Source organism: Streptomyces sp. NBC_00443 (genome assembly GCF_036014175.1).
Lineage (GTDB): Bacteria > Actinomycetota > Actinomycetes > Streptomycetales > Streptomycetaceae > Streptomyces.
Window position 1 is genome coordinate 2,570,497 of the sequence record NZ_CP107917.1, and the last position, 19,219, is coordinate 2,589,715.

Below are 19,219 nucleotides of genomic sequence, written 5' to 3' on the forward strand. Positions count from 1 at the left end.
CGGTCCTACTCGGTCGACGTCGCCTTCAACGCCAGCCAGAGCTCCATCCGCACATCGGCGTCGTCCAGCGACCGCCCCAGAATCTCCTCCACCCGCCGCATCCGGTACCGCAGCGTATGCCGGTGCACCCCGAGATCCGCGGCCGCCGCATCCCACTGCCCGTGCCGCGAGAGCCAGGCACGCAGCGAGGCGACCAGATCACCCCGCCCCGTCGCGTCGTGCTCGTGCAGCGCCCGCAGCAACCCGTCCGCGAACGCCTTCACCGCGTCGTCCGCGAGCAACGGCAGCACCGACCCCGCCGCCATCTGCTCGTGCTCCACGCACACCCGCCCCCGCCGCCGGGCCACCGACAGCGCCTGCGCGGCCTGCTTGTACGCCGCCGCCGCGGCGATGGGTCCGGCCGGCGCCGAGAGCCCGACGACCAGTTCGTCCTCGTCGGCGCTGCCCGCCTGCTCCGGTACGGTCCCGGACCGCGCCGCCTCCAACGCCGCCGCGTAGTCCGCACACGCGGTCACCGCCGCACCCCCGTCAGCCGCGAGCACCACCAGCCGCGCCGCGTCCCCCTCCCCCTCGGGCACCACCAGCACCGCTTCCCCGGCCCGGGCCGCCGCGGACTCCACGATCTCGGTGAGGGCACCCAGCGGATCGCCGCTCGCCTCGGAGGCGGCGACGAGCACCGCGGCGGACGCCTTGGTGAGTGCCACCCGGCTCCCGGAGTCCACGACCCGCGCCGCCGACACCGAGGCGGCCTCGGCGACGATCACCCGGAAGGGCGCGTCCAGCAGACCTCCGTACAGGTCCCCGGCCACCGCCCGCGCATGATCCGGCTCCCCGGCGAGCAGCATGCGCAGCACCGCCGCGCCCACCCGCGCCTCGGCCGCCTGCAGCGAGCGCGACCGCTCGGTGGTCAGGGTCAGCAGCGCGATGGCCGAATGGACGGCGTACCGCTCGGCCGTGCCCAGTGCCGCCGCCGTGCCCACGGCCAGGGCGGCGCGGGGCCGGCGGCCGGTGCCCAGGGTGTGCAGCTCGACCCGGTCCTCGTTCTCCGGCCCGCCCACGACGGACGACGCCGGCGCCGGCCGTTCCCGCAGCCGCTCCACGTCCGCCGTGAGCCGTGCCGCCCGCCGCCCGGCCCACTCCGGCGCGGTCGCGACGACGGCACCGGACGCGTCGTACAGCGCCGCCCAGCCGTCGACCTGCGAGGCCAGCGCGGCCAGCAGCCCTTCCGGCCCGTCGGTCAACGCCTGCTTGGTCAGCTCCCGTTGCGCCGCGAAACCCGCCGTCACCGCCCGGTACTGGTCCGCCGCGATCGCGGCCGACACGGCCTTGCTGATGGCGAGGAAGGGGGTGCGGCGCGGCACCTCCAGCAGCGGCATGCCCTCCTGCGCCGCCGCGTCGACGAGCGCCTCGGGGATGTCCTCGTAGTTGACGCCGACCGCGAAGCCGAGCCCGACCACGCCCGCGCCGACCAGCCGCCGCACATAGCGCTGCATCGACTCGGGGTTCTCCGCGTCCAGCTTGAGCGCGGTGATCAGCAGCAGTTCCCCGCCCTCCATATAGGGGACCGGGTCGGCGAGCTCACTGGCGTGCACCCAGCGCACGGGCACGTCCAGGCGGTCCTCGCCCGCCCGCACGGTCAGCTTGAGCGCGGAGTGGTGCAGGAGCGAGGCGAGCGTGGGGGGCATGAGGCCTTCAAATCGGTGGGAGCTCGGTGACCGCTGGATCTTCGGTGATCTCTGTGATCAATTGGCCGCCGTGTATGAACGACCTGTGCCGATTCTGCCTCACCGTACGGTCACCGCGCGGCCTGGCGCCCGTACCCCCAGGTCATCCCCGCAGATTCACCAGCAACGGCGGCGCGTGCTCGCCCTGCACGCTGGTGAGCGACAGGACCGCATGCCCCGGCGGCACCGCGTGCGCCAGCTCGGACGCCGACCAGCGCTCACGCTCGACCTGGCGGACGGTCACCGCCCGAGCGGTCGGCGCCTTGCCGGTGATCACCCGCCGCAGCGCGTGCACCGCCTTCCCGGCCGGGGTCTCCGCGATGATCTGCCGGTCGGTGACGTCTCGCGCCTCGGTCCACTCCTTGCCCCACACCTCGGCGAAGTCCTGCCCGTCCCAGGGCGTGATCCCGGCCAGCGCCATCCGGCACCCGGCGGCGCCGAGCAGCGGCCCGCGCAGCGGCCTCGGCGCGTCGTCCAGGCTGCGCAGCGTGAGCACCGCGCCGGCGTTGCCGGACCGCAGCCGCTGGATGCCCCGTACGGCCTCGGGCGTCACTACGCCGGTCGCGTCGTCCAGCACCAGGCAGGCGAACAGCGACCGGTCCTCCCGTACCGCGATGCTCGCCGTGAACTGCGCCAGCACCAGCCGCGCCAGCATCCGCGAAGCCTCCGCGTGCCCGCGCGCGGGCAGGTCGATACGGACCCGGACGGGGTGGTCGAGGGCCTTCAGCGAGAACGGCCGCGACTGCCCGGACGTGTCGAAGAACCCGGCGAAGGCAGGGCGGTCGAGCAGCGCCACCCGGTCCGCGAGCACGGCCGCCACATCGCCGGGATGCCCCAACTGACGCTCCCGTGCGTCGAGTTCGCGGATGAGCGATTCCTGCCCGGACCCCTCCAGTGCCGTGCGCAGCGCGCCGAGCGCTCCGGGGGCGCCGTCCAGCAGCTGCCGTAGCTCCGCCACGGACGGGAAGCGCTGATGGACCGCGCGGAACGGCCCGAGCAGCTGGGCCAGCACGGTGGTGGAGCGGCGGCTGTCGCTGCCCGGGTGCGGGTCGGCGAGATCCCCGACGAGCGCCTCGGCGAGCACGGCCGCGGCCTCGTCGGGGTCGCCGCTGCCGCCGTACAGGTCCAGGTCGTAGACCGAGTCCGGGTTTCCGATCCGTACGACGACGTCGTACGAGTCCTCCGGCCCCAGAGCCGCGCCCGCCGCGGCGACCACGACCACCGCGGCCCGTCCGGCGAGCGCGTGCAGGCACAGCGACTCGGCGATCGGCAGCACCACGGTCCCCGTCTTGCCGGAGCCGGCGGGCCCGACGGCGAGCATGGAGGTGCCGAGGAGGTCGGGCCCGAGACCGAGTCCGGCGCCGCGATAGGCGTACGGGTTGCGTGGATCGTCGGCGGTCGTCCCGAGCCGCACCTGACCGCTGACGAGGTCGTGCCGGGCGGTCCGGGCGGGCAGGTCGCGCTCCCCCGAGGGATGCAGACAGGCGGCGGCGCCATCCTTGGTCACGGCGCCGCTGAAGGTGGTGAGGTCGTGCCGTCCGCTGCGCACGCCCTGCCAGGCGCGGGTGATCCGGGCGTAGTCGACGTCGCGCATCAGCCCCGACCGCGCATCGGCACTCAGCCGCTCGGCGGCATCCGCGGCACCGGCGGTGCGTAGCGCGGGCCAGGACGCGGGGTCCTGCTCGGGGGCGGGCGCACGCTCGGGCGCGGGTGCCGTACGAAGCCAGGCGGGCGGGCCGTAGCGACGCCAGACCTCGCCCCAACGGCCCAGTCGGCCGACGGCGAGCATTATGGCGAGGGCGATCAGCGTGTAGTAGCTGTACCAGAGGACGGCGTTGCCGACCCGGTCGTTGTTCTCACGCCAGGAGTCCGGGGTGAACAGCTCCAGGGGCAGCACCCACCAGCCACCGAGATAGCCGTTCCACAGCAGCGACCAGATCAGCCACCCGACCAGGAAGGCGATCACCGCCCCGCTCAGCAGCTGCCGTCCCGGGATCCGCTCGGGCTCCTCGTCCGGCCGGGGCACATGCCCGAACCGCCACACGCCGGCCGGCGCCTCCGGTCGCGGCGCCCGCAGCCAGGTCAGGAACGCCGAGTCGTCCGGCCCCGGCCCCGGCGCCCGCATCGGCCGCGGCGGCACCGCAGGGGCCTCCGGTGGTACCGCAGGCCGAGGCACAGGCGTGGCGTGCGTACCCCGCGCGTCCTGCGTCCCGTCGCCGTCCATCGCCCTTGCCCCCTGACCAGCCGCTCCGTCCACCATCAGCGAGCCAATCTAACGCCCTCTGCTGGGGAGTTCACCGCTTACACGGCCGACGGAACGGATCGAGCTGCTTCAGACCCTCGGCGTCGCTATGTCCACCACGGACAACGCGCTCTCCTGACAACGCCCACATGGAGCATGCCCACCCCCCACTCCCCGCCCTAGCCTGCGAGAAAAGAACAAGACAAGCGTCCGCAAAACCCCCAGGAGCCCCTCATGAGCGCACTTCCGCAGGAGCGCCGCCTCGTCACCGCCATCCCCGGTCCGAAGTCGCAGGAGCTGCAGGCCCGCCGTACCGCCGCGGTAGCGCAGGGCGTGGGCTCCGTGCTGCCCGTGTTCACCGCGCGGGCGGGCGGCGGCATCATCGAGGACGTCGACGGGAACCGGCTCATCGACTTCGGTTCGGGCATCGCCGTGACGTCCGTCGGCGCGTCCGCCGAAGCGGTCGTTCGCAGGGCGAGCGCGCAGCTCGCCGACTTCACCCACACCTGTTTCATGGTCACGCCGTACGAGGGCTACGTCGCCGTCGCCGAGGCGCTGGCGGAGCTGACGCCGGGTGACCACGCCAAGAAGTCGGCACTGTTCAACTCCGGCGCCGAGGCCGTCGAGAACGCCGTCAAGATCGCCCGGTCGTACACCAAGCGCCAGGCCGTCGTCGTCTTCGACCACGGCTACCACGGCCGCACGAACCTCACCATGGCGCTGACCGCGAAGAACATGCCGTACAAGCACGGCTTCGGCCCGTTCGCGCCCGAGGTCTACCGCGTGCCGGTCGCCTACGGCTACCGCTGGCCGACCGGTGCGGAGAACGCCGGACCGGAGGCCGCTGCGCAGGCCATCGACCAGATCAGCAAGCAGGTCGGCCCGGAGAACGTGGCCGCGATCATCATCGAGCCGGTGCTCGGCGAGGGCGGCTTCATCGAGCCGGCCAAGGGCTTCCTGCCGGCGATCAGCAAGTTCGCCTCGGACAACGGCATCGTCTTCGTCGCCGACGAGATCCAGTCCGGCTTCTGCCGCACGGGCCAGTGGTTCGCCTGCGAGGACGAGGGCATCGTCCCGGACCTGATCACCACCGCCAAGGGCATCGCCGGCGGTCTGCCGCTCGCCGCCGTGACCGGTCGCGCCGAGATCATGGACGCCGCGCACTCCGGCGGCCTGGGCGGCACCTACGGCGGCAACCCGGTGGCGTGCGCCGGTGCGCTGGGCTCCATCGAGACCATGAAGGAGCTCGACCTCAACGCCAAGGCTAAGAACATCGAGGCGACCATGAAGGCCCGCCTCACCTCCATGGCCGAGAAGTTCGACATCATCGGCGACATCCGCGGCCGTGGCGCCATGATCGCCATCGAGCTGGTGAAGGACCGCACCACCAAGGAGCCGAACGCGGAGGCGACCGCCGCGCTCGCCAAGGCCTGCCACCAGGAGGGCCTGCTGGTCCTGACCTGTGGCACCTACGGCAACGTGCTGCGCTTCCTGCCCCCGCTGGTGATCGGCGAGGACCTCCTCAACGAGGGCCTCGACATCATCGAGCAGGCCTTCACCCGCATCTGAGGTCACAGCAAAACCACTGGTGAGCGACGGGGGCTTCGCCCCACGCGACTCGTCCGCCCCAGCCCCGGCACCTTCCGTGATTCCGGGGCCGGGGCGGCTACCGTCAGAGCGTGTGAAGAAGGTGTGCGAGGTGGATGTCAGGACGCCATTCCGGCTGTCTAACACCATCGCCCTGTCGTAGGTTCTAAGCAGATGAGAGATACACCCCGTCCAGAGGGGACTCTGGACGACTTCGGGCCGAGGCCTCCCCAGCTTCGACCTGGTCGTGCCCTCGCGCACACACCCGGAGCTTCCGGCTCCGGATCTCCTCACCGATCGGACAGTCGCCCGCCCCAAACCCCCCGGGGCGCGCGACCATCCGATCCGGACGGCCGCCCCGGAACCACCCCCCCTGTTCCGGGGCGGCCGACCTCCCTCTTCGTCCTTCTCGGACTCCTCGGGCTTCCCGCCCTTCTCTTCGCGCTCATCACCTGGCAGGTGGTGGCCGACGGCCCGCTGGTCGACCTCGACGAGGCGGCCAGCAGGTCCCTGGCTCATCCGGACCGCTTCTCCGACCTCCTCGCCGACCTGGGCAACGTACCGGTCGCGGTGCCCGTGCTGGCCGTGAGTCTGGTGTACGTGGCATGGCGGGCCCACCGCGCTGGTACACACCACTGGTGGCTTCCGGCCGCCTCAGCGGCCCTGCTCATGGCGCTGGTTCCGGCCCTGGTGATCCCCGTCAAGATCCTGACCGACCGCCCCGGCACCCCGGTCGTGCCGCCCGCGACCGGCTACTACCCGTCCGGCCACACGGCCACGGCCACCATCGCCTACGGTGCGGCGACCCTGCTGCTGCTGCCGTGGCTGAGTTCCGTGTTCGCCCGCCGCGCAGTCCTCGTCACGTGCGCCGTCCTCAATCTCGGAGTCGGCTTCGGGCTGGTCCGGCGCGGCTACCACTGGCCACTGGACGTAGTGGCCAGTTGGTGCCTCTGCGCGGTGCTTCTCACGCTGCTGTGGCTGCTCCTCAGCCGAAGTAGCCGTCGAACGTCCGCTGGAACTCCCAGTTCGAGTAGCGGTCCCAGTTGATCGACCACGTCATCAGGCCGCGCAGTGCGGGCCAGGTGCCGTGGGTGGCGTACGAGCCGCAGTTCGTCCTCTTCGTCAGGCAGTCGAGGGTCTTGGTGACCTCGGCCGGAGGGACGTGGCCGTTGCCCGCGTTGGTCGAGGCGGGCATGCCGATCGCCACCTGGTCGGGGCGCAGCGGCGGGAAGACGTTGCCCGCGTTGCCCGCGACCGGGAAGCCGGTCAGCAGCATGTCGGTCATGGCGATGTGGAAGTCGGCGCCGCCCATGGAGTGGTACTGGTTGTCCAGGCCCATGATCGGGCCCGAGTTGTAGTCCTGGACGTGCAGGAGGGTCAGGTCGTCGCGCAGGGCGTGGATGACCGGCAGATACGCCCCTGCCCTCGGGTCCTGGCCGCCCCACTGGCCGGTGCCGTAGTACTGGTAGCCGAGCTGGACGAAGAACGTCTCCGGGGCCATGGTCAGCACGAAGTCGTCGCCGTACTTGGCCTTCAGGGACTTCAGGGCCGAGATGAGATTGACGATCACCGGCGTCTTCGGGTTCTTGAAGTCCGTGTCGTCGGCGTTCAGGGAGAGCGAGTGGCCCTCGAAGTCGATGTCCAGGCCGTCGAGGCCGTACTCGTCGATGATCCTCGACACCGACGTCACGAAGGTGTCTCGCGCGGCCGTCGTCGTCAGCTGCACCTGGCCGTTCTGGCCGCCGATCGATATCAGCACCTTCTTGCCGGCCGCCTGCTTGGCCTTGATGGCCGCCTTGAACTCGGCGTCGCTCTCGACGTTCGGGCACTCCGCGACCGGGCAGCGGTCGAAGCGGATGTCGCCCGAGGTGACCGAGGTCGGTTCGCCGAAGGCCAGGTCGATGACGTCCCAGCTGTCGGGGACGTCGGCCATGCGCGTGTAGCCGGAGCCGTTGGCGAAGCTCGCGTGGAGGTAGCCGACCAAGGCGTGGGCCGGGAGTTCCACAGGGCTGCCAGTGCCCGCGGTCGTCGTCGCGGTCACCGTGGCCGACTTCGCCGACTCGCCCGCGTCGTTCACCGCGGCGACCTGGAAGGCGTACGCCGTGGAGGGCGAGAGGCCGCCGATCGTGGCCGAAGTTCCGGTCACCGTCCGGACCTTGGCGCCGTCGCGGTAGAGGGCGTAGCTCGTCGCACCCGGCACCGCCGACCAGGACAGGGCGACGCTGGACGAGGTGACCGCCCCCGTCCTCAGGCCGGTCGGGGCGGCGGGCGGCTGGCCGGCGTCCACTCCGGGGCCGGTGAGAGAGATGTCGTCGGCGTTGTAGGCCCCGGTGCCGTACCAGCCGTGGGTGTAGAGGGTGACGCGGGTGGTGGAGGGGCCCGTCCGGAACGTCGTCGTGAGCTGCTGCCAGCCCGGGGCGGACTGGGTCCAGGCGGAGACGTCGGTGGTGCCGGTGCCGCTCGCGCCGAGATAGACGTACGAGCCGCGGACGTACCCGGACAGGGTGTACTGGGAGTCCGGCTTAACGGTGACGGTCTGTGCGCACCGGGCGTTGTCACTGCCGGCCGGGGTGGCCTGGAGGGCCTGACCGCCGCTGCGCACCGGTGAGTTGACGGTCGTACCGGCCGTGCAGGTCCAGCTGTCGAGGCCGGCTTCGAAGCCGCCGTTGCGCGCGAGGTCCGCGTCGGCCGCACGGGCGGCCGACGAGAGCGCGGTGACGCCGGGCAGGGTGAGTGCCGCGGCGGTCAGGAAGGCGAGAGGTCTGAAGCGATCCACAAGTGCCTCCGGGCATGGGGGAAATGGAGGGTGGAGCCGCACACAACTTGGTCCAGACCAATCCGCCTGTCAAGAGTCGGCGAGACCCGCCGCCGCCTCGTGCATGGCCAGTTCGAGAAGTGCCGGGTCGGTGAGGGTGCCGGTGCCGTCGGGTGGGACCAGCCAGCGGGTGCCGCCGATGGCGCGGCCCGGGTACGGAACGACGATCCAGGTGCCGGCCCCGGCCGTACGGATGCCGGTGCCGAGCCAGCGGGCGGCCGTGCCGGGCGGCACGAAGAAGCCCATGCGCGCGTCGCCGAAGTCGACCAGGACCGGGCCCGGTTGGTCGATGATGCGGGTGAGCACATCGAGGGTCGGATAGCCGAGCTCGCCCGGCAGGATGAGTACGTCCCAGGCCTTGCCGGCCGGCAGCAGTGCGACCCCGAGAGGATTCCGCTCCCACTCCCAGCGGCAGGCTTCGGGATTCGGCGCAACGGATGCCAGCCACTCGACCGCCGTCTTCGCCCCTGTCATGACGGTGACCTCCCTTTTCCTTGTGGACGCCGATCGCGTCACGAGGAAGAGGGAGGCCTACCGGCAGGCATTACGCGGGTTCTCACCGCCAGTTTTGGGTGAGCTGAGTCACACACCCGCTGAGTGGGCTTCAGCTGTCGAAGCCGAGGCCCAGCCGGTCCATCGCCTTGAGCCACAGATTGCGCCGCCCGCCCTGCGCGTCGGCCCGGGCCAGCGACCACTTGGTGAGGGCGATGCCGGTCCAGGCGAACGGCTCCGGCGGGAAGGGCAGTGGCTTCCTGCGGACCATTTCGAGCTGCGTGCGCTCCGTCCGCTCCCCCGCCAGCAGGTCCAGCATCACGTCCGCGCCGAACCGGGTCGCGCCGACGCCGAGGCCCGTGAAGCCCGCCGCGTACGCCACGTTGCCCTGGTGGGCGGTACCGAAGAACGCCGAGAAGCGCGAGCAGGTGTCGATCGCCCCGCCCCACGCGTGCGTGAAGCGGACGCCCTCCAACTGCGGGAAGCAGGTGAAGAAGTGCCCGGCGAGCTTGGCGTACGTCTCCGGACGGTCGTCGTACTCGGCCCGCACCCGGCCGCCGTACGGGTAGATGGCGTCGTAGCCGCCCCACAGGATGCGGTTGTCGGCGGAGAGTCGGAAGTAGTGGAACTGGTTGGCCGAGTCGCCGAGGCCCTGGCGGTTCTTCCACCCGATCGACGCGAGCTGGTCCTCGGTGAGCGGCTCGGTCATCAGGGCGTAGTCGTAGACCGGGACGGTGTAGGAGCGGACCCGCTTGATCAGGTTCGGGAAGATGTTCGTGCCGAGCGCGACCTTGCGGGCGCGGACCGAGCCGTACGGAGTGCGTACGGCCATCCCCGCGCCGTACGGCTTCAGGGTGAGGGCGGGGGTGTGCTCGTAGACGCGGACGCCGAGGTCCAGGCAGGCCTGCTTCAGGCCCCACACCAGCTTGGCCGGGTTGAGCATGGCGACGCCCCGGCGGTCGTAGAGACCCGCCTGGAACGTCGGTGAGTCGACCTGGGCCCGCACCGCCTCGGTGTCCAGGAACTCGACACCCTCGGCCAGGCCCTTGTCCCGCAACTCCTCGTACCAGTCGCGCAGTTCCGTCGCCTGGTAGGTCTCGGTGGCGACGTCGATCTCGCCGGTGCGTTCGAAGTCGCAGTCCAGGGAGTAGCGGGCGACCGCCTTCTCGATCTCGTCGAGGTTGCGGGCGCCCAGCTCCTCCAGTTTGTGGATCTCGTCCGGCCAGCGGGTGAGCCCGTTGGGCAGACCGTGGGTGAGGGAGGCGGCGCAGAAGCCGCCGTTGCGGCCGGAGGCGGCCCAGCCCACCTCGCGGCCTTCGAGCAGCACGACATCGCGCTGCGGGTCGCGCTCCTTGGCGATGAGCGCGCTCCACAGTCCGCTGTACCCGCCGCCGACGACCAGCAGATCGCAGGTCTCGGCGGTGGTGAGGGCGGGTTCGGGGTGCGGGCGGCCGGGGTCGTCCAGCCAGTACGGGACCGGCTGGGCGTCGGAGAGTGCCTTCGTCCAGTGATTGCCAGAACTCATGGCGCTTGGGGCCATGATTTCAACTCCCTACAGGGTTTATGCCTTTTGCTTGTTACGGCGGTTTCCGATGGCCATGGAGGCCAGGACGAACAGTACGGCGATGATGAACATGGCCGTACCGATGACATTGATCTGAACGGGCGTTCCGCGCTGGGCCGAGCCCCAGACGAACATCGGGAAGGTGACGGTGGAGCCCGCGTTGAAATTGGTGATGATGAAATCGTCGAAAGAGAGCGCGAAGGCGAGCATCGCGCCCGCCGCGATTCCCGGGGCGGCGATCGGCAGGGTGACCCGGACGAACGTCTGGAAGGGGCCGGCGTACAGGTCCTGCGCGGCCTGTTCCAGCCGCGGGTCCATCGACATCACGCGCGCCTTCACCGCCGTCACGACGAAGCTCAGGCAGAACATGATGTGCGCGATGAGGATCGTCCAGAAGCCGAGCTGAGCGCCCATGTTGAGGAACAGGGTGAGCAGCGAGGCGGCCATGACGACCTCGGGCATCGCCATCGGCAGGAAGATCAGCGAGTTGATGGCGCCCCGCGCGCGGAAGCGGTACCGGACCAGCGCGAAGGCGATCATCGTGCCCAGCAGCGTGGCGCCGAGGGTCGCCCAGAACGCGATCCGGAGGCTGACCGACAGCGAGCCGCACAGGTCGGAGACACCGCACGGGTCCTGCCAGGCGGCCGTGGAGAACTCCTGCCATTCGTAGTTGAAGCGCCCCTTCGGCTTGTTGAAGGAGAAGATCGTCACGATGACATTGGGCAGGAGGAGATAAGCGAGCGTCAGCAGTCCCGCGATGACGACGAGATTGCGCTTGAGCCAGTTGACGAAGGTCATTTAAACCAGATCCTCCGTGCCGGACCTGCGGATGTAGACCGTCACCATGACGAGGATGGCGGCCATGAGGATGAAGGAAAGAGCCGCGGCCGTCGGATAGTCCAGAATCCGCAGGAACTGCGTCTGGATGACGTTTCCGACCATACGGGTGTCCGTGGAGCCGAGCAGGTCCGCGTTGACGTAGTCACCGGCCGCCGGAATGAAGGTCAGCAGCGTGCCGGAGACGACGCCCGGCATCGACAGCGGGAAAGTGACCTTCCGGAAGACGGTGACCGGCTTGGCGTACAGGTCGCCGGCCGCCTCGTGCAGCCGGGGGTCGATGCGCTCCAGTGAGGTGTAGAGCGGCAGCACCATGAACGGCAGGAAGTTGTACGTCAGACCGCAGACCACCGCGAGCGGTGTGGCCAGCACACGGTCGCCCTCGGTCATGCCGAGCCAGCTGGTGACGTCCAGGACGTGCAGCGTGTTGAGGGCTCCGACGACCGGGCCGCCGTCCGCGAGGATCGTCTTCCAGGCGAGGGTGCGGATCAGGAAGCTGGTGAAGAACGGCGCGATCACCAGGATCATGATCAGGTTCCGCCAGCGGCCCGCCCGGAAGGCGATGAGGTAGGCGAGCGGATAGCCGAGGACCAGGCACAGGATCGTCGCCGAGCCGGCGTAGAGCACCGAGCGCAGGAACTGCGGGTAGTAGTCGGACAGGGCGTCCCAGTAGGTCGCGAAGTGCCAGGTGACCTGGTAGCCCTCCTCCAGCGAGCCCGTCTGCACGGACGTGGAGGCCTGGTAGATCATCGGCAGCGCGAAGAAGACGACCAGCCAGAGGATGCCGGGCAGCAGGAGCCAGTAGGGCACCAGGCGCCCGCGTTTGCGGGGCGGCTTCTTCTCCGGGGCGGTCGGGGAGAGAGGCGGGGGCGCCTCGGTGACTGTCGCCATCAGACCGCCGCCTCTTCCTGGATGCCGGCGTCGATGTCCTGGGCGGCATCAAGGCCGAAGGTGTGCGCGGGGTTCCAGTGCAGGACGACCTCGGCGCCGGGTACGAGCCGGTCGTCGCGGTCGATGTTCTGGGCGTAGACCTCGAACTCGGGGCAGACGGGACTGTCGATGACGTACTGCGTGGAGACGCCGATGAAGGAGGAGTCCGCGATCCTGCCGGTGATGCGGTTGCGGCCCTCGGGTATCTCGCCCGCCTCGTCGGCATGCGTGAGGGTGATCTTCTCGGGGCGCACGCCGACCAGCACCTTGCCGCCGGTCGCCGTGGCCGCGCTGCACCGCGCCTCGGGCAGGACGAGCTTGCCGCCGGCCGCCTTCAGCACGATGTCGTCGCCGCTCTTGGTGTCGACCTCGGCCTCGATGAAGTTCGAGGTGCCGAGGAAGTTGGCGACGAACGTCGTGCGCGGGTTCTCGTAGAGGTCGGTCGGCGAGCCGAGCTGCTCGACGCGGCCCGCGTTCATCACGGCGACCGTGTCGGCCATCGTCATGGCCTCCTCCTGGTCGTGCGTGACATGGACGAAGGTGATGCCGACCTCGGTCTGGATGCGCTTGAGCTCCAGCTGCATCTGGCGGCGCAGCTTGAGGTCGAGGGCGCCGAGGGGCTCGTCGAGGAGGAGCACCTTGGGGGTGTTGATCAGCGCGCGGGCCACGGCGACGCGCTGCTGCTGGCCACCGGAGAGCTGGTGCGGCTTCTTGCGGGCCTGCTCGCCGAGCTGGACGAGGTCGAGCATCTCGTCGACCTGCTTCTTCACGCTCTTGATGCCGCGCCGGCGCAGGCCGAAGGCGACGTTCTCGAAGATGTCGAGGTGCGGGAAGAGGGCGTAGGACTGGAAGACCGTGTTCACCGGCCGCTTGTACGGCGGGAGCGCGGTCACGTCCTGCTCGCCGAGGTGGACGGTGCCGGAGGAAGGTTCCTCCAGGCCGGCGATCATGCGCAGGGTGGTGGTCTTGCCGCAGCCGGAAGCGCCGAGCAGGGCGAAGAAGGAGCCCTGGGGCACGGTCAGGTCGAGCGGGTGTACGGCATGGAAGGAGCCGTAGGTCTTGGCTATGCCGGAGAGGCGGACGTCGCCGCTGTTGTCGTTCGTCATGGTGGTCACGCCCCTGTGAGCTTCGCGAACTTCTCTTCGTAGGCCGTCTCTTCCTTCGAGCTCAGAGAGCGGAAGGCGCGGGAGGCGGCCTGCATGGCCTTGTCGGGGAGGATCAGCGGGTTGTTCGCCGCGTCCTCGTCGATCTTCGCGAGCTCTTCCTTCACGCCGTCCACGGGACAGACGTAGTTGATGTAGGCGGCGAGCTCGGCGGCGGGCTTCGGCTCGTAGTAGAAGTCGATGAGCCGCTCGGCGTTCGTCTTGTGACGGGCCTTGTTGGGAATCAGCATGTTGTCGCTGGACGTCATGTAGCCGCTGTCCGGGATGAGGAAGTCGATGTCCGGGCTGTCGGCCTTGAGCTGCACGACGTCGCCGGCCCAGGCGAGGCAGGCCGCGAAGTCTCCGCTGGTGAGGTCGGAGGTGTAGTCGTTGCCGGTGAACCGGCGGATCTGCTTGTTGTCGACGGCCTTCTGGAGCCGGGCGATCGCCGCGTCGTAGTCGTCGTCGGTGAACTTGGCGGGGTCCTTGCCCATGTCGAGCAGGGTCATCCCGATGGTGTCGCGCATCTCGGTGAGGAAGCCGACGCGGCCCTTGAGCTTGGGGTTGTCGAGCAGGTCGGAGACCGTCTTCACCTCGACGCCGTCGAGCGCCTTCTTGTTGTAGGCGATGACGGTCGAGATGCCCTGCCAGGGGTACGAGTACGCCCGTCCCGGGTCCCAGTCGGGGTTGCGGAACTGCTGGGACAGGTTCGCGAAGGCGTGCGGCAGGTTGGACGGGTCGAGTTTCTGGACCCAGCCCAGGCGTATCAGGCGCCCGGCGAGCCAGTCCGTCAGGACGACGATGTCGCGCCCGGTCTCCTGGCCCGCCGCGAGCTGCGGCTTGATCTTCCCGAAGAACTCGTTGTTGTCGTTGATGTCCTCGGTGTACTTGACCTTGATGCCGGTCCGCTTCGCGAACTGCTCAAGCGTCGGGTGGTGCTTGCCGCTGTCGTCGACGTCCATGTACTCGGTCCAGTTGGAGAAGCTGACCTGCTTCTCCTTCGCCGAGTGGTCCTCGGCGGACGTGCCGCCCTCGGTCTTGCCGGCCGCGGGGATCCCGCAGGCACTGAGCGTCCCCAGTCCGCCCACCGCGAGAGCGCCGCCGGTGGAGGCGCGCAGCAGGGAACGGCGGGTCATGGCGGCCCGGCCGTTGCGCAGGCTGCGCCGCATGGCGGCCACTTGGGCCGGGGACAGGCGGTCGGGCTCGTACTGCTCCATGCGCGTGGTGCCCTTTCGGGAGATCGGGAGGGAGGGGAGGCCGGTCGCGGGGAGGGGCATCCGGCCGCGCCGAGCTGTTCCGGTCCGGTCCGGCATCCCGCCTGGTCCAGTCCGCTCAGGCCGGGGCCGGTCCCGTCCGGTCCGGCTATCGGTCCCCGAAGACGGTGCGATGCCAGTCCTTCCTGGCGGCCGCCGTGTTGTCGAACATGACGTGCTTGATCTGCGTGTACTCCTCAAAGGAGTACACGGACATGTCCTTGCCGAAGCCGGACGCCTTGTAGCCGCCGTGCGGCATCTCGCTGATGATCGGGATGTGATCGTTGACCCACACACAGCCCGCCTGGATCTCGCGGGTGGCGCGGTTCGCCCGGTAGACGTCACGGCTCCAGGCGGAGGCGGCGAGCCCGTACGGGGTGTCGTTGGCGAGCCGGATCCCGTCATCGTCGGTGTCGAACGGCAGAACGACAAGGACCGGGCCGAAGATCTCTGACTGGACGATCTCGCTGTCCTGGGCGGCGTCGGCGACCAGGGTGGGCCGATAGTACGCACCGTTCTTGAGATCGCCCTGCGGTGCCTCACCGCCGGTCACCACGCGCGCGTAGGCACGCGCACGGTCGACGAACCCGGCGACACGGTCGCGCTGGACGTGCGAGATGAGGGGCCCGAGATCGGTGCCGGGGCTGAAGGGGTCGCCGAGGCGGACGCTCTCCATGAGGGCGGCGGTGCGCGAGACGAACTCTTCGTAGAGCGGCCTCTGCACATACACGCGCGTGGCGGCCGTGCAGTCCTGCCCGGTGTTGATGAGCGAGCCTGCGACGGCGCCGTTGGCGGCGGCTTCCACGTCGGCGTCGTCGAAGACGACGAAGGGCGCCTTGCCGCCCAGCTCCAGGTGGAGCCGCTTCACCGTGGCCGTGGCGATCTCGGCGACGCGCTTGCCCACGGCGGTGGAGCCGGTGAAGGAGGTCATGGCCACGTCGGGATGGCCGACGAGATGCTCGCCTGCCTCCTTGCCGGTCCCGGTGATGATGTTGATGACGCCGTCGGGGATGCCGGCGTCCGTGGCGGCCTGGGCGAAGAGGAGCGAGGTGAGAGGGGTGAGCTCGGCGGGCTTGAGCACGATGGTGTTGCCCGCGGCGATCGCCGGGAGGACCTTCCAGGCGGCCATCTGGAGCGGGTAGTTCCAGGGGGCGATGGACCCGACGACGCCGATGGGTTCGCGGCGGACGTAGGAGGTGTGGTCGCCGGAGTACTCCCCCGCGGACTGCCCGGCGAGGTGGCGGGCGGCGCCCGCGAAGAAGGAGGTGTTGTCGATCGTGCCCGGCACGTCGAACTCACGGGTCAGCTTCAGCGGCTTCCCGCACTGCAGGGACTCCGCGCGGGCGAAGTCCTCGGCGCGCTCGGCGAGGACGGCGGCGAAGCGGTGCAGCGCGTCCGAACGCTCGCCCGGGGTGGCTGCGGCCCAGGCGGGGAACGCCTCGCGCGCGGCGGCGACGGCGGCGTCGACGTCCTCGGTGCCGGCCAGGTCGTATGTGTAGACCTCTTCGCCGGTGGCGGGGTCGACGACGGCGTGCGTACGGCCCGAGGTTCCCTTCACCAGACGGCCCGCGATGAACTGCGCGCCATCCGCGAAGCGGTCTTGGGCCGGGAATCGTTCCGGGGTGGCGGTGCCCGGGTTGTGCATGTCGCTCTCCTCCGTGTCCCCCTGGAGGGACCGCAGTGGGGTCGGCGTGGGGTGGCGTGGCTCAGGCTCGATTTGAGTGCCGATCCTGACAGAGCAGGAAGGGTCCAACAAGTGATTCCGTTGTTGCCTTTTGGTTACGCAACGGAATCTGTCGACCAGGTGTCGAGTCGGCCTTGAAAACCCGGGACGGATTGTCGGTGGTGCGTGCCAGACTCGGCCACATGGCGAAGATCGATTCTTGGGACGTCCTGATCAGGGAGGTCCGTGCGGGGACGAGAGTCAAGTATCTGCACTTCTGGGGACACCGGCCACGACCGAACGGACAGGTGAGCGCGAGTTGCCTGAGCCAGTGGTGGCCGTCGCCGTTCACGGTGGCCGGCGTGTCGTACGCGACCGCCGAGCACTGGATGATGGCCGAGAAGGCCCGGCTCTTCGGGGACTCGGAGGCTGAACGGCGGGTGCTGGAGGCCGGGCATCCCTCGCTGGCGAAGAAGGCCGGGCGGCTCGTGCGCGGGTTCGATGACGCGGTGTGGGAGCGGGAGCGGTTCCGGATCGTCGTCGAGGGGTCGGTCCACAAGTTCTCGGCGGACGCGGAGCTGCGGGGGTTTTTGCTGGGGACGGGGGATCGGGTGCTGGTGGAGGCCAGTCCGGTGGATCGGGTGTGGGGGATCGGGCTGGCGGCGGGGGATGACGGGGCGGGGGATCCGCAGCGGTGGCGGGGGCCGAACCTGTTGGGGTTCGCGTTGATGGGGGCGCGGGAGCGGTTGCGGGGGTAGGGGTGTTTTTCGCCCCCGCCGCCCCTACCCGTCCCGTACCTGGGGGCTGCCGCCCCCAGACCCCCGTCGTCGGCCTGAACGGCCTCGTCCTCAAACGCCGGACGGGCTGGAATGCCTGGACCGGCGCTGAAAGGCGAAGGCCCCGAATTCAGCCCCGGAACAAAACCCCGCTCCCTACACCGTCGAGATCAACACCGCCAGCATCCCCAACCCCAGCACCAACCCCGCCGCCCCACAGATCATCCCCGCCAGAGCCTGCCCCGGGTTCGTCGCCTCGCCCCGCCGCGCCTTCCCCCGCCCGATCGAGCCGAAGATCAACGCCAGCACACCCATCACGATGGCCAGCGGCCACAGGCAGAAGATCGCCGCGGAGATGATCCCGAGCACGAGCGCCGCCGTACCCATCCCATTGCTCGGCATGGCCTGCGCCCCGGGCCACCCGTAGTAACCCCCGGTGCCGGGACCCATGACCGGCGGCGGGTAACCCTGGACAGGCCCGGGATAGCCGTACGCAACGTGCCCCGGACCGCCGGGCGCGATGGGCGGCGGCGGAACGGGCTCACCGTGGGCGGCGTAGGGAACGGATGCCGTCGGGGGCGCGAAGGGCCCGCCCGGCGCGAGGGGCGGCACAGGCGACGTGGGCCCCGACCCCGGCGCCGCGAAAGGATTGGCACTCGACTCGCCCGGCGGCGTCGGCATGCCAGAGGACGGCATCGACGTCACCGTCCGCTGATCGTGCACGGATGGTGCGTGCCAGGTCAGCGGGTCGTTCGAGGCGACGGTGTAGCCGGGTCCCCCGGACCCCCCGGGCGCGACCGGCGGCGCCCACGGATCCGGCTCGGCCGATGACGCGTTGCTCCTGGTCTTCTCCAGCGAGGTTCTCGGATCCGTTTCCGACGAACCGGACGACGAAGCCGGCCCTCCTGCCGCCGCGCCCCCCGATCCGTCCGCCGCCCCCGGCGTCTGCGCGTCGTCGGACATGCCCGGCCCCCTCCGTCGTGTGTGCCGTCATGCTAAGGCCCGGGCATCTCCGGCACGGCCCCGGCATACGATGACCCCGAGTCACCGATCAGCCGATCACCCGCGTCCCGCCGACCACACGTCCGGCCGGAGATGCCGTTCCTGGGGAGGAACCTTGACCGACAACCTCGTCGATGCCCGCGTCCCGCGCGATCTGCACGCCTTCATCGCCGGACTGCCCAAGGCCGAACTGCACGTCCATCACGTCGGCTCCGCCTCCCCCCGCATCGTCGCGGAACTCGCCGCCCGCCACCCCGACTCCAAGGTCCCCACCGACCCCGAGGCCCTGGTCGACTACTTCACGTTCACGGACTTCGCGCACTTCATCGACGTGTACCTGTCCGTCGTGGATCTGATCCGCACCCCTGAGGACGTACGGCTGCTGACGTTCGAGGTGGCCCGCGAGCTGGCCCGCCAGCAGGTGCGGTACGCCGAGCTGACCATCACCCCGTTCTCCTCCACCCGCCGCGGCATCGACGAGAGCGGCTTCATGGCGGCGATCGAGGACGCCCGCAAGGCGGCCGAGGCCGAGTTCGGGACCGTGCTGCGCTGGTGCTTCGACATCCCCGGCGAGGCGGGCCTGGAGTCCGCCGCGGAGACCGTGCGGCTGGCCACCGACGACCGGCTGCGCCCGGAGGGCCTGGTCTCGTTCGGGCTCGGCGGGCCCGAGATCGGCGTACCCAGGCCGCAGTTCAAGCCGTACTTCGACCAGGCCATCGCCGCCGGTCTGCACTCCGTGCCGCACGCCGGCGAGACCACCGGCCCCGAGACGGTCTGGGACGCCCTGACGCACCTGCGCGCCGAGCGCATCGGGCACGGCACCAGTTCGGCGCAGGACCCGAAGCTGCTCGCGCACCTCGCCGAGCACCGGATCCCGCTGGAGGTGTGCCCGACCTCCAACATCGCCACGCGCGCGGTCCGCACGATCGACGAGCATCCGATCAAGCAGTTCACCGAGGCCGGCGTCATCGTCACCATCAACTCCGACGACCCGCCCATGTTCGGCACCGACCTCAACAACGAGTACGCGGTCGCCGCACGCCTCCTCGACCTCGACGAGCGGGGCCTGGCCGACCTCGCCAAGAACGCCGTGGACGTGTCCTTCCTCGACGAGCCCGGCAAGGCGCGGATCAGGGCGGAGATCGACACGTACACCACCGACTGGCTCGCCTCCTGAGCCGGCGGCGCCCTC

15 protein-coding genes are annotated in these 19,219 nt (G+C 70.3%); 4 read left to right on the top strand and 11 right to left on the bottom strand.

Annotation, left to right across the window (positions count from 1 at the left end):
* Positions 1-5: 5 nt before the first annotated feature.
* Both OHO27_RS11260 and OHO27_RS11265 read right to left on the bottom strand, forming a co-directional pair.
* Complete coding sequence (locus OHO27_RS11260) at positions 6-1,685, bottom strand: PucR family transcriptional regulator (RefSeq protein WP_328422822.1); 1,680 nt, start codon at positions 1,683-1,685, stop codon at positions 6-8.
* Positions 1,686-1,827: 142 nt separating this feature from the next.
* Entirely contained in the window at positions 1,828-3,948 is a 2,121-nt protein-coding gene (locus tag OHO27_RS11265; protein ID WP_328422824.1) for an ATP-binding protein, read from the bottom strand.
* Positions 3,949-4,200: 252 nt separating this feature from the next.
* Between OHO27_RS11265 and gabT the strand changes: the two genes are divergently transcribed.
* Positions 4,201-5,535, top strand: coding sequence for a 4-aminobutyrate--2-oxoglutarate transaminase (gabT, locus tag OHO27_RS11270; protein ID WP_328422826.1), 1,335 nt, complete (start codon positions 4,201-4,203; stop codon positions 5,533-5,535).
* A gap of 222 nt (positions 5,536-5,757) precedes the next feature.
* A complete protein-coding gene (locus OHO27_RS11275; protein ID WP_443059702.1) occupies positions 5,758-6,600 on the top strand; it encodes a phosphatase PAP2 family protein in 843 nt (280 codons plus the stop codon).
* Here OHO27_RS11275 and OHO27_RS11280 read toward each other — a convergent pair.
* The 8 genes from OHO27_RS11280 to OHO27_RS11315 all read right to left on the bottom strand — a co-directional run bounded on the left by OHO27_RS11280 (position 6,539) and on the right by OHO27_RS11315 (position 16,231).
* Entirely contained in the window at positions 6,539-8,329 is a 1,791-nt protein-coding gene (locus OHO27_RS11280) for a chitinase (protein WP_328422830.1), read from the bottom strand. The genes OHO27_RS11275 and OHO27_RS11280 overlap by 62 nt on opposite strands.
* A gap of 69 nt (positions 8,330-8,398) precedes the next feature.
* Entirely contained in the window at positions 8,399-8,842 is a 444-nt protein-coding gene (locus tag OHO27_RS11285; protein WP_328422832.1) for a hypothetical protein, read from the bottom strand.
* Between the two features lie 130 nt (positions 8,843-8,972).
* Complete coding sequence (locus tag OHO27_RS11290) at positions 8,973-10,400, bottom strand: NAD(P)/FAD-dependent oxidoreductase (RefSeq protein ID WP_328422834.1); 1,428 nt, start codon at positions 10,398-10,400, stop codon at positions 8,973-8,975.
* 21 nt (positions 10,401-10,421) lie between these two features.
* Positions 10,422-11,222: an ABC transporter permease gene (locus OHO27_RS11295; RefSeq protein WP_328422837.1), complete on the bottom strand. Its 801-nt coding sequence runs from the start codon at positions 11,220-11,222 to the stop codon at positions 10,422-10,424.
* A complete protein-coding gene (locus OHO27_RS11300) occupies positions 11,223-12,152 on the bottom strand; it encodes an ABC transporter permease (protein ID WP_328422839.1) in 930 nt (309 codons plus the stop codon).
* On the bottom strand, positions 12,152-13,297 hold the full coding sequence (locus tag OHO27_RS11305) for an ABC transporter ATP-binding protein (protein ID WP_443059703.1): 1,146 nt from the start codon (positions 13,295-13,297) through the stop codon (positions 12,152-12,154). The genes OHO27_RS11300 and OHO27_RS11305 overlap by 1 nt, the downstream gene beginning before the upstream one ends.
* Before the next feature lie 5 nt (positions 13,298-13,302).
* Positions 13,303-14,550 (bottom strand): ABC transporter substrate-binding protein, encoded by a 1,248-nt coding sequence (locus tag OHO27_RS11310; protein WP_328422843.1) that lies wholly within the window; start codon positions 14,548-14,550, stop codon positions 13,303-13,305.
* Between the two features lie 145 nt (positions 14,551-14,695).
* Positions 14,696-16,231, bottom strand: coding sequence for a gamma-aminobutyraldehyde dehydrogenase (locus OHO27_RS11315; protein ID WP_328422845.1), 1,536 nt, complete (start codon positions 16,229-16,231; stop codon positions 14,696-14,698).
* Positions 16,232-16,452: 221 nt separating this feature from the next.
* Here OHO27_RS11315 and OHO27_RS11320 point away from each other — a divergent pair, with 221 nt between their 5' ends.
* Positions 16,453-17,007: an NADAR family protein gene (locus OHO27_RS11320; RefSeq protein ID WP_328422847.1), complete on the top strand. Its 555-nt coding sequence runs from the start codon at positions 16,453-16,455 to the stop codon at positions 17,005-17,007.
* 174 nt (positions 17,008-17,181) lie between these two features.
* On the opposite strand, the gene OHO27_RS11325 is transcribed toward OHO27_RS11320, so the two are convergent.
* Positions 17,182-17,427: a DUF4190 domain-containing protein gene (locus OHO27_RS11325; RefSeq protein WP_328422848.1), complete on the bottom strand. Its 246-nt coding sequence runs from the start codon at positions 17,425-17,427 to the stop codon at positions 17,182-17,184.
* 715 nt (positions 17,428-18,142) lie between these two features.
* Between OHO27_RS11325 and OHO27_RS11330 the strand changes: the two genes are divergently transcribed.
* On the top strand, positions 18,143-19,204 hold the full coding sequence (locus OHO27_RS11330) for an adenosine deaminase (protein WP_328422850.1): 1,062 nt from the start codon (positions 18,143-18,145) through the stop codon (positions 19,202-19,204).
* Positions 19,205-19,219: the final 15 nt, after the last annotated feature.

What these genes read in the sequence shown, in the direction of transcription:
- OHO27_RS11260 (WP_328422822.1), bottom strand. Translation starts at nt 1,685, where the DNA reads ATGCCCCCCACGCTCGCCTCGCTCCTGCACCACTCCGCGCTCAAGCTG.
- OHO27_RS11265 (WP_328422824.1), bottom strand. Translation starts at nt 3,948, where the DNA reads ATGGACGGCGACGGGACGCAGGACGCGCGGGGTACGCACGCCACGCCT.
- gabT (WP_328422826.1), top strand. Translation starts at nt 4,201, where the DNA reads ATGAGCGCACTTCCGCAGGAGCGCCGCCTCGTCACCGCCATCCCCGGT.
- OHO27_RS11285 (WP_328422832.1), bottom strand. Translation starts at nt 8,842, where the DNA reads ATGACAGGGGCGAAGACGGCGGTCGAGTGGCTGGCATCCGTTGCGCCG.
- OHO27_RS11290 (WP_328422834.1), bottom strand. Translation starts at nt 10,400, where the DNA reads ATGGCCCCAAGCGCCATGAGTTCTGGCAATCACTGGACGAAGGCACTC.
- OHO27_RS11295 (WP_328422837.1), bottom strand. Translation starts at nt 11,222, where the DNA reads ATGACCTTCGTCAACTGGCTCAAGCGCAATCTCGTCGTCATCGCGGGA.
- OHO27_RS11300 (WP_328422839.1), bottom strand. Translation starts at nt 12,152, where the DNA reads ATGGCGACAGTCACCGAGGCGCCCCCGCCTCTCTCCCCGACCGCCCCG.
- OHO27_RS11305 (WP_443059703.1), bottom strand. Translation starts at nt 13,297, where the DNA reads ATGACGAACGACAACAGCGGCGACGTCCGCCTCTCCGGCATAGCCAAG.
- OHO27_RS11310 (WP_328422843.1), bottom strand. Translation starts at nt 14,550, where the DNA reads ATGGAGCAGTACGAGCCCGACCGCCTGTCCCCGGCCCAAGTGGCCGCC.
- OHO27_RS11315 (WP_328422845.1), bottom strand. Translation starts at nt 16,231, where the DNA reads ATGCACAACCCGGGCACCGCCACCCCGGAACGATTCCCGGCCCAAGAC.
- OHO27_RS11320 (WP_328422847.1), top strand. Translation starts at nt 16,453, where the DNA reads ATGGCGAAGATCGATTCTTGGGACGTCCTGATCAGGGAGGTCCGTGCG.
- OHO27_RS11325 (WP_328422848.1), bottom strand. Translation starts at nt 17,427, where the DNA reads ATGCCGAGCAATGGGATGGGTACGGCGGCGCTCGTGCTCGGGATCATC.